Raw genomic sequence first — 12,128 nt, 5'->3', positions numbered from 1 at the left:
ATGATCGTCGCGATGGCGAGACGTCTGGAGGAGTCCATGGGCGACGGACCGGCGCCGGAAGAGGTGCGGGGGTTCATCGAGGTGGCGCGGGCCCACCGCGAGCACGAGCGGTACCACTCCATGCTGAAGCTCGACGAGGCGACCGCGTTCCGGCGCGACTCGAACGTCCTCAAAGTGCTGGCCGACCACTGGACGACGCTGGACCCCGGAAAAACTCCGAACGCGGACCCGGCGCACGGCGCCGTCGGCTGCCCGGACCTGAACGGGCCGGCGGTCGTCGCCACGACCGGCGTGCTGTTCATGGAGGGCCCGGCCGCGCCCGCCGAGCTGACCGCGATGCTCGGACGGTTCGACGAGGCCGCCGCGCGGTACCGGCGGCTCGCCGAATGGCTGGCCGGGCACATGGCGGCCGAGTGGCCGCGGCTGGCGGCGCTGCTGGCGCCCCGGACGGCGGAGGCGGCCCGTCCCCGCTTCGCGGCGCTCACCCGCACGACCGCGGCGGGGCAGACCTACGACCTGGTCGCGCACCTGCTGGCCACGGCGGTCACCGGGCTGCGCGGGCTGGACCTGTCCCCCGCCGGCGTGCGGGCCGACCCGGCGGGCGCGGCGGCCGTGCTGCGGAACGCGTCGTGGCTGCTGGACCTGGCCGCGTCGCGGCTCGCCGAGTCCGCGGCGCAGCTCAGCCTCTCCGACCCCGACTGGACCGCCTTCACCGAGGCGCTCACCGGACCGTCCGGCGGATGACCGCCGCGCGGGCGGGTGCCGGTGGAATCGGGTCAACCGGGCTCAACGGTTCCGCAATGTCGGCCGTGAGCCGCTCGTGGCGCCGCGTCCCGATCCACTAGATCTGGCAGCCGGGCGTTCCGGAATCCGCGCGAGGCCGTCGCCGGACCGGTCCGGCCGGATGCGGAGGACGCGTGGGCGAGCAGGGCGGCCGGGGCGACCGGTTGCGCCGGTGGGCCGTGCGCGCGCTGTTCTCGGTGCGCGGGCGCGCCACGGTCATCACGGTCGTGATGTCGGGGACGCTGCTGCTGCTCTGCACGGTGCTGGCCGTCCAGCTGCTGGTCGGCGCGGGCCGGTACTCGGCGCGCCAGCACGCCTACGGGACGCTCCAGCGCGTCGTCTACGACATCACCACGCGCCGCGTCGCCATGCCGGTCGACCCGCGGCCGGACGAGGCGAGCCTGATCCAGATCGTCGAGCCGGACGGCCGGGTCGTCGCCGCGTCCCCGGACCTCGCGGGCGACCCGCCGCTGAACCCCGTCCGGCTGCGGCAGGCGGAGCTGCTCATCGGCAAGACCACCTGCCCGAGGTTCCTGCCGTCCTGCGTCCAGCTCGTCGGGCTGCGGGTCGGCGGACCGAAGTACCCGCGCACCGCGATCGTGTACGTCGCCGAGCCGGTGGCCGAGCCGCTGCGGACGCCGTGGCTGTACCTGGAGGCGGTCGCGGCGATGCTGGCGCTGCTCGCGTTCATGGCCTGGTGGACGTGGCGGACGATCGGCAGCGCGTTCCGGCCCGTGTGGGACATCCGGCGGCGGCTCGCCGAGATCACCAGCGCCCGCGGCCTGGACATGCGGGTGCCCGAGCCGACGACCGGCGGCGAGCTGCAGATGCTCGCCAGGACCATCAACGAGACCCTCGAACGGCTGGAGAAGGCGACCAACCGGGAGCGGCGGTTCGTCTCCGAGGCGTCGCACGACCTGCGCAACCCGATCGCGGGCCTGCACACCCGGCTGGAGGTCGCGCTGGACGAGCCGGACGACACCGACTGGAAGCCGCTGGTCCGGGGCGCGCTCGGGGACGCCGAGCGGCTCAACGACATCGTCGTCGACCTGCTGGAGCTGTCCCGGCTGGACGCGCGCTCGCACGCGTCCGTCGAGCCCGTGGACCTGGCCGAGCTGGCCCACCGGGAGATCGCCACCCGGCCGTGGCGGGTGCCCGTCACGACCCGGATGGACGAGGGCGTGGTCGTCCGCGCCAACACCACCCGGCTGGGCCGGGTGCTCGGCAACCTGCTCAGCAACGCCGAGCGGCACGCCGAGAACGTCATCGAGGTCATCGTCGAGGCGGACGGCGACCAGGCCGTCCTGGAGGTCCGCGACGACGGGTCGGGCATCCCGCCGGAGGCGCGCGAGCGCGTCTTCGAGCGGTTCGCGCGGCTCGCCGAGTCCAAGCGCCGCGACCCCGCCGGGACCGGCCTCGGCCTCCCGATCGCCCGCGAGATCGCCCGCATCTACGGCGGCGACCTGAAGGCCGCCGACTCCCCCCGCGGCGCCCGCCTCGTCATGCGCCTCCCCCTCGCCCCGGCCGAACCCCCGCCCGAAGAACCCCCGCCTGCGGAGCAATCGACAGGCGACCAGCCGCCCGCGTAACGGCGGCGGGCGGTGACCCGACTCCGCCGGACGTTCAGCGGGCGGCGGTCATGAGGCCGCGTATACGCCGTTCAGCCCGATCAGCCCGATCAGCCCGATCAGCGCGTCAGGCGGACGGCTTGCGGATGACTTCGTAGATGGCGCCGAGGCCCTCGTCGCGGTAGCCCGCGTCCACGGCGCGGTCGAAGAGGGCCTTGAGGGCGGCGGGCCCGGACGCGTCGATCCCGGCGGCGCGGGCCGCCTCGACCACGTGCCCGACGCTGATCGCCTCCATCAGGACGGTGTCGGCGGCGCCCGGGTAGGTGCCGGTCGCCATGTGCTCGGCGCAGATCTTCACGAAGCCCATCGGGCCGTCCTCTCCGAGGCTGCGGACGAGCGGCGCGGCGACCGCGCCGTACTCGCGCGGCGAGACGCCCGCGCTGGCGACCAGGGCCGTGGCCTGCATGAACGCGGCCATCGTCGCCGCGAACAGGTAGAACCCGGCGTTGTAGTAGAGCATCGCGAGGCCCGGGTCCGCGCCGACGTAGGAGGTGTCGGTGATCGCGCCGAGGGTGGCGCGGTGCCGTTCGAGGACGTCCTCGGGCCCGGCGATGTAGGTCTCGGCGGCGGGCGTGCCGATGCCCGGGACCGGGGTCATGATCCCGCCGGGCAGCAGCCGGGCGCCGTGCGCCCCGGCCCACTTCGCGGCCTCGCGCAGCTCGTCCGGGCTGCCGGAGCTGAGGTTCACCAGGACGCGTCCGTCCAGGGCGTGCTCGGCGCCCTCCAGCGAGTCGTACATCGCCTGGTAGTGGGTCTGGCTGAGGACGACCAGCTCGTTCGCGGCGAGGGCGTCGGCGGCGGTCGGCGCGAGGGTCGCTCCCTTCGCGACGAGGTTCTCGGCCTTGCCAGCCGTGCGGTTCCAGACCGTGACGTCGTGGCCCTTCTCCAGGAAGACCTCGGCCATGCGCGCGCCCATGGCGCCAAGCCCGATGACGGTGACCGACATGCTGTTTCTCCTTGTTTCGTTGGTGTGGCCACAGCTTCGGACGCGGCGCTACGGAATCGCTTCGGGAGCACTACGGGTTCGTCCGTAGGGTGGGTTCATGCGTTTCGGGGTGCTCGGGCCGCTCGCGGTGTGGACGGACGGCGGTGAGGCCGTCCGGGTGCCCGAGGCCAAGGTGCGGCTACTGCTGGCCGTGTTGCTGGCGGCCGAGGGACAGACGGTCTCGACCGACCGGCTAGTGGAAGAGCTGTGGGGAGACCGTCCGCCGCGCAATCCGCTAGGGACTTTGCAGGCGCGCGTGTCCCAGCTACGGAAAGTGCTGGAGGACGCCGAGCCGGGCGGACGCGAGCTGGTGGTGTCGCAGCCTCCCGGCTATGCGCTGGTCGCAGACCACACGGATGCGTGGCAGTTCGCCGAGCTGGTCGCGCAGGCACGAGGTGAACGGGACGCGCGCGCACGAGCGAAACGGTTCGACGACGCGCTGGCGCTATGGCGTGGGTCGGCATTCGCCGATTTCGACATCCCGGCTAGGACGGGCCTGGAGGAAGCGCGGCTCAGCGCGATCGAGGAGCAGGCAGAGGCGCGCCTTGAGATCGGTGAGTTTCCGGTGCTGGGCGAGCTGGTCGCTGAGCATCCGCTAAGGGAACGGCTCCGCGCGGCGCACATCCTCGGTTTGTATCGCGCGGGACGCCAGGCCGAAGCGCTCGCCGACTACGAGGCGCTGCGGCGGCTGCTCGCCGAGGAGCTGGGCGTCGACCCGAGTCCCGAGCTGGCCGCGCTGCACGCCTCGATCCTCCGGCAGGCGGACGAGCTGAAACCGGACCTGGAACCGGATCCGAAGCCGGCCTGCCCGACGTCCAACCTGCCCGCCGTGATCGGCGACCTGATCGGGCGCGAGCGGGACGTCGCGCTCGCGCGGGCGGAGCTGCGCGGCGAGCGGCTGGTCACGCTGACCGGGCCGGGCGGGGTCGGCAAGACGCGGCTCGCGCTGGAGGTCGCGGCGCGGTCGGCGCGCGAGTTCCCGGACGGGACGTGGCTGGTCGAGCTGGCGGCGGGCCGTCCGCGCGACGCGTCCGAGCTGGCGGACCTGGTCGCCGGGGCGCTCGGGCATCGGGACGAGACCGACACGTCCGAGCCGGTCGAGCGGCTCGCGGCGGCGCTGCGTCCGCATCGGGCGCTGCTCGTCCTGGACAACTGCGAGCACGTCGTGGACGCCGTCGCCGATCTGGTCGGACGGCTGCTGGCGACGGCGCCGGAGCTGACCGTCCTCGCGACGTCGCGGGAGCCGCTGGGGGTCGCGGGAGAGCGGGTCCGGGCCGTCCCGCCGCTGGGGCCGGGGAGCGCCGAGCGGCTGTTCGCGGCGCGCGCCGCCGCCGCTGCGCCGGGCTTCGCCGTCACGGACGCGAACGCGGCGGCGGTCGCGGCCGTGTGCCGGCGCCTGGACGGCCTGCCGCTCGCGCTCGAACTCGCGGCGACGCGCGTCCGCGCGCTCGGCGTGGACGCCCTCGCGGCCCGGCTGGACGACCGGTTCCGGCTGCTCACGCGGCGCGGCGGCCCGGCGCGGCAGCAGACGCTGCGCGCGATGATCGACTGGAGCTGGGAGCTGCTCAGCGGGCCGGAGCGGGTCGCGCTGCGGCGGCTGGCCGTGCACTGGGACGGCTGCACGCTCCAGGCGGCCGAGGAGGTGTGCGGCGATCCGGGCCTCGACGTCCTCGCGCGCCTGGTCGACCGGTCGCTCGTCGTCTTCACCGAGGACGGGCGCTACCGGCTGCTGGAATCCGTCTCCGACTACTGCCTGGAACGGCTCCGGGAGGCCGGCGAGGAAGAGCTCGTGCGCGCGCGACATGCGCGGTACTACACCGCGCTTGCCGAGCGGGCCGTCCCGTACCTGCGTGGGCCGGAGCAGGAGCGCTGGCTCCAGCTTCTCGACAAGGAGAGCGCGAACTTCCGGGCGGCGCTGGAGTACAGGGCTGACCCTGCCTTGACCAACGCGCTCGGTTGGTACTGGTTCCTGCGCGGACGGCTCAACGAAGCGCGCCGCTATCTCACACTTGCCCTCGCCCAGGATGCGCCCGAAAACGTCCTCCGGCGGACGCGCGTTTGGCTGAACGGGCTGACAATGCTGTCGGGCGAAGGGGACAAGTCCGAGTCCCTACGGGAAGCGGCCCTCGGCCCGGATGCCGACGCGTGGTCGCTGTGGTTCCTGACGTTCGTCCACTGGCCCTATGGCGACCTGCCTGCAAGCCACGCCCGCCTAGAGCGCACGCTTGAGATGTTCAAAGCCGAAGGCGACCGTTGGGGCGAGGCCGCCGCGCTGAGCACGCGCGCGAAGCTGCGCATGGTCGGCGGCGACCTCGCCGACATGGAACGCGACGCGGAACGCGCGCTGCGCCTGTTCGGCGAGCTGGGCGACGCGTGGGGCGAGCTCGAAGCGGCCGACGCCGTCGCCCGGCACGCCGAGATCGTCGGCGACTACGGGCGGGCCGTCCGGATGCGGCGCGAGGTGAGGGACCGCGCCGAGCGGCTCGGGATGTGGGCGGAGGTGTCGTTCGCCCTCGCCGGGCTGGGCCGCATCGCGATGCTGGACGGCGACCTGGACGAGGCCCACGACCTGCACGAACGCGCCCTGACCCTCGCCCGCGACCGGACGTCCCGGTCGGCCGAGGAGTTCGCCGCGATCGGCCTCGCGCTGATCGCCCGCCGCCGCGGCGACCTCGACGCGGCGGAGGCGCACCTGCGCGGCCGGCTGCCATGGCTGCGCGGCATCGGCGGGACGGCCGGCATCGCGTTCATCCACACCCAGCTCGGCTTCGTAGCCGAGCAGCGCGGCGACGCCACGGCCGCCGCCGACCTGCACACGACGGCGCTCGCCGCCGCCCGCGAGACCGACGACCCCCGCGCGGTCGCGCTCGCGCTGGAGGGCCTGGCGGGCGCGCGCTCGCTCGCGGGCGACACCGCCGAGGCGTCCCGCCTGCTCACCGAAGCCGAGACCATCCGCACGTCCGTCGGCGCTCCCCTACCGCCCGCCGAACGCTTCGACACCGACCGCATCCAAGCCCGCCTCACCCAACTCAGCTAGGCGCACGGTTGCGGACGAGGGGGAGGTACACCTCGTCCACGATCTCTATCAGCACGTCGTCCGGCGCGGTCGGCACGCCCCGGACGACGAACTCGTTCCGCAGCAGGACGACCGCGACCGTCGCGACGCGCGGGTGCAGCGCCTCGGGCGCGGCCTCGCCCCGCGCCACCGCGCGGCCGAGGGCGGTCAGCCAGGGCGCGGCGATCCCGGACTGGTCCTGCAACTGCGCGACCAGCTCGGACGCGCCTCCGGCGGCGGCGAGCAGCTCGCGCAGGACCGCGCCGAGCGGCGAGCTCCAGTGCCGGTTCGCGCCGCGCAGCAGCGCCAGCGCGTCCTCCCGCAGGCTGCCCGTGTCCGGAACGGGAACGGCCGTCGCGAGCCGCCGGTACGCGGCGATGCCGAGCGCGAGCCGGTTCGGCCAGCGGCGGTAGATCGCGTTCTTGTTCGTCCCGGCGCGCGCGGCGACCTTGTCCATGGTCAGCCCCGCATAGCCGGACTCGGTCAGCTCGTCCACGGCGGCGCCGAGGATCGCCTCCTCCAGGGCCGCGCCGCGGCGGCGCGCAGGCCTGCTCGTCATGCCGGACATTCTCGCATCCGGTACCAGGCGTACCTTCCAAGGCCACTTGCAGCCTCGGCATGAGCATGTTTAGGGTACGCCAAGTACCTTAAGGAGATGAGCGCATGCGCACCAAGGGGATCAGTTACGACACGGGGTTCGTCGCGAACGGCGGGAACTCGCGGCGGGGCTTCGACCTGGAGACCGTCGCGCGCGAGCTGCGCGTGATCCGCGACGACCTGCACTGCAACGCCGTCCGGATCATGGGCGGCGACCCGGCGCGGCTGGAGGCGGCGGCGCGGATCGCGGCGGACCTCGGGCTGGAGGTCTGGTTCTCGCCCTACCCGCTCGAACTGGACGAGGACGAGATCCTCGCCCTGCTCGCCGACTGCGCCGAGCGCGCTGAGCGGCTGCGCCGCACCGGAGCGGACGTCGTGTTCGTCGCGGGCGCGGAGCTGAGCTTGATGAACAGGGGCTTCCTGCCCGGCGAGCGAGTTGAGGAGCGGGTCGCGGTCCTGCTCCGGCCCGACCTGCTCCGCGAGCACATCGGGCAGGTCGGCGGGCGGGTGAACGCGTTCCTCGGGAAGGCGGTCGAGGTCGTCCGCGCGCACTTCGGCGGGCGGCTGACGTACGCGTCCGTGCCGCTGGAACAGGTCGACTGGACGGCGTTCGACATCGTCTCGGTCGACCTCTACCGGTCCGCGGAGATCGCCGACCGGTTCGCCGAGGGCGTCCGGGGCCTGGTCGCGCAGGGGAAGCCCGTCGCGATCACCGAGTTCGGGTCGGCGGGGTACCGCGGCGCCGGCGACCTCGGCGCGCACGGGCTGGACGTGGTCGAGTACGACGCGCGGCGCGGGCCCGTGCGGCTGAAGGAGGTGCGCGAGCGCGACGAGGCGGGCCAGGCCGCCTACGTGCGCGAGCTGCTGGAGATCTTCGACGCGGCGGGCGTCGACGGCGCGTTCGTGTTCACCTTCGCCCTGCACGACCACGTGCACCGGCCGGACGCGGCCGACCCGCGCGACGACCTGGACCTGGCCAGCTACGGCGTCGTCAAGGTCTACGAGGACCGCCTCGGCACGACCTACCCGGACATGCCGTGGGAGCCGAAGCAGGTGTTCGGCGCAGTCGCCGACTTCTACGCGCCGGTCAGGTGAGGCCGACGCCTACGGCGCGGGCGCGGGCCAGCGCGGCGAACGAGGTGATCTGCGGCTTGTCGGCCGACGCCCGCCAGGCCAGCGCCGCGTAGGCGGGCGGCAGGCCGCGCAGCGGACGGAACTCCACGCCGGGATGCCGGTAGTGCTCGGCGATCCCGGCGTGGGTGATGGTGAGCCCCTGACCGGTCGCGACCAGGTTGAACGTCTCCTGGTAGGTGCGTCCGCCGTCCCGGGACGCCAACGGCCGGCCCTTCGGCGTCGCGGCTGGGAAGTACGACCGGCGGAACACCTCGGGCAGCTCCGGCGGCCCGGACAGCAGGACGTTCCCGGCGAGCGCCTCGATGTCGACGGTGAGAGCGGCGGTCAGCGGGTGCCCGGTCGGCAGCACCACGACCCGGCCGAACGACGTGATCGGGTCGCCGACCTTGAGGTCCGGCTCGTCCACCGGGAGCAGGGTCAGGGTGAGGTCGGTCTCGCCCCGGCGCAGCGCGCCGTAGAAGTCGGTGATCGGCACCTCCAGCGTGGACAGCTCGCAGGACGGGTGCCGCTCGGCGAACGCCGCGATCAACCCCGCGAACGCCGGGCCGTTCACCCCGCCGAGGAAGCCGACGCTGAGCCGCCCGACCACGCCCTGCGCGACCGCGCGGGCCTCGGCGTACCCGGCGTGCAGCGCCTCGTACGGCGGGCGCAGGATCGTCAGGGCCTGCCGGCCGAGCGGGGTCAGCTCCACCCGGCGGCTCGTCCGGGCGAACAGCGGCGCGCCGAGGTCCCGCTCCAGCGCCCGGATGAGCTGGCTGATCCGCGACTGCGACAGGTGCAGCCGCTCGGCGGCGTGCCCGAAGTGCAGCTCCTCCGACAGGGCGAAGAACGCCTCCAGCTCGGCCAGCTCCATCGCGCCGCCTCCCGACCGCTCCGCGCCGTTGGTCCGGGCGAAATCCTGCCAGACCCGGCGGCCGCCGCACCCGCCCGGTGGCCCGGTCCGCGATCGAGAAGCGTGGCTCATCGTTCGACGAGAACTTCGCCGTTGATGCACGTGGGCGCCGTCCACGAAGGTGAGGCGCGAACGGCAGGCGGACGGAACGGAGGCACGGCGTGCGGCGGCTCGTGGTCGGGATCAGCGGGGCGACAGGGATCGCGTACGGGGTGCGGGTGCTGGAGCTCGCGCGCAAGGCGGGCATCGAGACGCACCTGGTCGTCACCCCCGCCGGGCAGCAGACCCGGGCATACGAGACCGGCCTCGAAGCGCGCGACCTGGCGGCCCTCGCCGACGTCACCTACCGCCCGGCGGACGTCGGCGCGGCGATCGCGTCCGGCTCGTTCCGGACGGACGGGATGATCGTCGCGCCCTGCTCGGTGCGGACGCTGTCGGCCGTCGCGTACTCGATGAACGACAACCTGCTGACCCGCGCGGCGGACGTCACGCTGAAGGAGCGGCGGCGCCTGGTGCTGCTGGTCCGCGAGACGCCGCTGACGCTCGGGCACCTTCGCGCGATGACCGCGGCGACCGAGTCCGGCGCGATCGTGATGCCGCCCGTCCCCGCCTTCTACCTGCGTCCCGGCAGCGTGGACGAGATCGTCGACCACACCGCCGGACGCGCGCTCGACCTGCTGGGGATCGAGGTCCCCGACCTGCCCCGCTGGGGCGACTGACACTCACTTCTTCCGAGTTTCCAAACTTCCGAGAGTTTCCGAGAGGCCGCACGAGACATGTCCAAGCATCTGCGCAGCCTGCGCGAGTTCGTCGACGAGCTGGAGAGGATCGGCGAGCTGCAGCGGGTGGAGCGCGAGGTCGACTGGAACCTGGAGATCGGCGCGATCATCCGGCGCTCCTACGACCTGCGCGCCGCCGCGCCGCTGTTCACCAACATCACCGGGTACCAGGACACTGGCTTCCGGGTGCTCGGCGCGCCCGGCGGGCTGTCCGCCCCGGCGCACCCGCTCGCCCGGATCGCACTCGCGCTGGGCCTGCCCGCGGACGCGTCCGGGCAGGACATCATGGAGGCGGTCGTCGCCGCGCGCGACCGGGAGGGCGTCCCGCCGCGGACCGTCCCGAAGGAGGACGCGCCGGTCAAGCAGAACATCCTGCTCGGCGACGACATCGACCTGTTCCGGTTCCCGACACCGCTGATCCACGGCAACGACGGCGGCCGGTACATCCAGACGTACGGGATGAACATCGCCCGCACCCCCGACGGCACCTGGACGAACTGGTCGATCAACCGCATGATGATCGCCGGGAGGGACCGGCTGGGCTGCCTGATCCCCGGCCCGCAGCACCTCGGGATCATCCGGGCGCAGTGGGCCGAGCGCGGCGAGCCGATGCCGATCGCGGTCGCCCTCGGCGTCGAGCCGGGCCTGCCGTACGTCGGCGCGATGCCGCTGCCCGAGGGCGCGGACGAGTCGCACTTCCTCGGCGCGCTGTTCGGCGAGGGGATCGAGGTCGTCCCGGCCGAGACCGTGGACCTGCTCGTCCCGGCCACCGCCGAGATCGTCATCGAGGGGCACGTCGCCTTCGACGAGACGGTCATGGAGGGCCCGATGAACGAGTACCCGGGCTACAACGCGCTGGAGGTCTCGGAGAAGCCGGTCTTCCACGTCTCGGCGATCACCTACCGGGACGGCGCGATCCTGCCCGTCGTCGCGGCCGGGCCGCCGGTCGAGGAGGACCACACCGGCACCGGCACGATGCACGCCGCCGAGATCCTCTACCAGCTCCGCCGCGCCGGGCTGCCGATCGCCTCGACCTGGTTCTCCTACGAGTCGGCGAACCACTGGCTGATCGTCGCCGTCCGGTCCGGCTGGCACGAGTCGCTCGGCGCCTCGTCGGCGGAGCTGGCGCGGCGGATCGGCGAGATCGTCTTCCAGGGGAAGGCCGGGTTCGGCGTCCCGAAGGTGCTGCTCGTCGAGGACGACGTGGACATCACCGACATCAACGAGGTGGTCTGGGCGTTCGCGACCCGCACCCACCCCGAGCACGGCGAGGTCCACTTCCCCGCCGAGCCGACCGCCGCGCTCTCGGTCTACCTGTCCGAGGCCGAGCAGCACTCCTACCGCGCCGGGAAGGTCGTCTACAACTGCCTCCTTGCCGACCTGTTCCCCGAGGGGGATCGTCCGGTCAAGGGCAGCTTCGAGAACGGCTGGCCGGACGACGTCCAGCGGCGCGTCCTCGCCGCCTGGCACGAGTACGGCTACCCGGAGCGCTAGGCGCACCCCCACTCCGCGATAGGGAGGAATCCCCCCATGACCGCGACGATCGACACCCTGCGCAGCCGGAGGATCCTGCTGCTCGCGTCCAACCCGGCCGTCTCGGAGCAGACCGGCTGGCCCATCGGGTTCTGGTGGTCCGAACTGACCCACCCGTACTGGGAGTTCACCCAGCACGGCTACGAGGTCGACATCGCCAGCCCGGACGGCGGGCCGCTCACCGCCGACAGCTGGAGCGACCCCCGCGACGAGTCCGGCTACTCCGCCGAGGACCTGATCACCCTCGGGTTCGTCACCTCCGCGAAGCACGCGGCGCTCGTGGAGAAGACGCCGCCGCTGGCGGACGTCCGGATCGAGGACTACGACGCCGTCCTCGCCATCGGCGGCCAGGCCCCGATGTACACGTTCGCAAGCGACGAGCGGGTGCACGCGCTGCTCGCGTCCTGCTACGAGGCCGGGAAGATCACCGCCGTGCTCTGCCACGGCACCGCCGCGCTGCTGCGCACCCGCCTTTCCAACGGCGACCTGCTGGTCAAGGGCAAGACCTGGACCGGCTTCGCCAACTCCGAGGAGGACTACGCGGACGCGTTCGTCGGGCAGCGCATCCAGCCGTTCCGCATCGAGGACGAGGCGCGCGCCCTCCCCGACACCAACTTCGTCGTGGCCGGGCGGTTCCGCCCGCACGCCGTCCGCGACGGGCTGCTCATCACCGGCCAGCAGCAGTACTCCGGTTCCGCCACCGCTCAGCTCGTCATCCAGGCGCTGGGCCAGTGACCTCCCT

Annotated in this window: 9 protein-coding genes and 1 pseudogene; 7 read left to right on the top strand and 3 right to left on the bottom strand. The window is 73.4% G+C overall.

Annotated features, from left to right (window positions below; translation table 11 throughout):
• Nucleotides 1–12 precede the first annotated feature (12 nt).
• Together FHU30_RS07465 and FHU30_RS07460 are read left to right on the top strand one after the other, a co-directional pair.
• Nucleotides 13–744: a hypothetical protein gene (locus FHU30_RS07465; protein ID WP_253873338.1), complete on the top strand. Its 732-nt coding sequence runs from the start codon at nucleotides 13–15 to the stop codon at nucleotides 742–744.
• Nucleotides 745–917: 173 nt separating this feature from the next.
• Nucleotides 918–2,372, top strand: coding sequence for a sensor histidine kinase (locus tag FHU30_RS07460; protein ID WP_253873336.1), 1,455 nt, complete (start codon nucleotides 918–920; stop codon nucleotides 2,370–2,372).
• A 106-nt stretch (nucleotides 2,373–2,478) separates the two neighbouring features.
• Here the strand turns inward: FHU30_RS07460 and FHU30_RS07455 are convergent, their stop codons facing one another.
• Complete coding sequence (locus tag FHU30_RS07455) at nucleotides 2,479–3,357, bottom strand: NAD(P)-dependent oxidoreductase (RefSeq protein WP_253873334.1); 879 nt, start codon at nucleotides 3,355–3,357, stop codon at nucleotides 2,479–2,481.
• A 97-nt stretch (nucleotides 3,358–3,454) separates the two neighbouring features.
• Between FHU30_RS07455 and FHU30_RS07450 the strand changes: the two genes are divergently transcribed.
• Nucleotides 3,455–6,433, top strand: a complete 2,979-nt coding sequence (locus tag FHU30_RS07450; protein WP_253873332.1) for an AfsR/SARP family transcriptional regulator — start codon at nucleotides 3,455–3,457, stop codon at nucleotides 6,431–6,433.
• On the opposite strand, the gene FHU30_RS07445 is transcribed toward FHU30_RS07450, so the two are convergent.
• Nucleotides 6,426–7,010, bottom strand: a complete 585-nt coding sequence (locus FHU30_RS07445; RefSeq protein WP_253873331.1) for a TetR/AcrR family transcriptional regulator — start codon at nucleotides 7,008–7,010, stop codon at nucleotides 6,426–6,428. The genes FHU30_RS07450 and FHU30_RS07445 overlap by 8 nt on opposite strands.
• 104 nt (nucleotides 7,011–7,114) lie before the next feature.
• Here FHU30_RS07445 and FHU30_RS07440 point away from each other — a divergent pair, with 104 nt between their 5' ends.
• Complete coding sequence (locus FHU30_RS07440) at nucleotides 7,115–8,143, top strand: glycoside hydrolase family 113 protein (protein WP_253873330.1); 1,029 nt, start codon at nucleotides 7,115–7,117, stop codon at nucleotides 8,141–8,143.
• Here FHU30_RS07440 and FHU30_RS07435 read toward each other — a convergent pair.
• A complete protein-coding gene (locus FHU30_RS07435) occupies nucleotides 8,136–9,146 on the bottom strand; it encodes a LysR family transcriptional regulator (RefSeq protein ID WP_253873328.1) in 1,011 nt (336 codons plus the stop codon). The two genes, FHU30_RS07440 and FHU30_RS07435, sit on opposite strands and share 8 nt — an antisense overlap.
• Before the next feature lie 83 nt (nucleotides 9,147–9,229).
• Between FHU30_RS07435 and FHU30_RS07430 the strand changes: the two are divergent.
• The 3 genes and pseudogenes from FHU30_RS07430 to FHU30_RS07420 form a co-directional block, all read left to right on the top strand.
• Nucleotides 9,230–9,793, top strand: a pseudogene (locus FHU30_RS07430) (UbiX family flavin prenyltransferase); the annotation flags it as partial.
• Between the two features lie 57 nt (nucleotides 9,794–9,850).
• Nucleotides 9,851–11,347, top strand: coding sequence for a UbiD family decarboxylase (locus tag FHU30_RS07425; RefSeq protein ID WP_253873324.1), 1,497 nt, complete (start codon nucleotides 9,851–9,853; stop codon nucleotides 11,345–11,347).
• A gap of 36 nt (nucleotides 11,348–11,383) precedes the next feature.
• Nucleotides 11,384–12,121 (top strand): type 1 glutamine amidotransferase domain-containing protein, encoded by a 738-nt coding sequence (locus FHU30_RS07420; protein ID WP_253873322.1) that lies wholly within the window; start codon nucleotides 11,384–11,386, stop codon nucleotides 12,119–12,121.
• Nucleotides 12,122–12,128 lie beyond the last annotated feature (7 nt).

The organism is Actinomadura rupiterrae (assembly GCF_024172125.1).
Lineage (GTDB): Bacteria > Actinomycetota > Actinomycetes > Streptosporangiales > Streptosporangiaceae > Spirillospora > Spirillospora rupiterrae.
The sequence above is the reverse complement of the archived record's forward strand: the minus strand, read 5'-3'. Positions and strand labels throughout refer to the sequence as shown.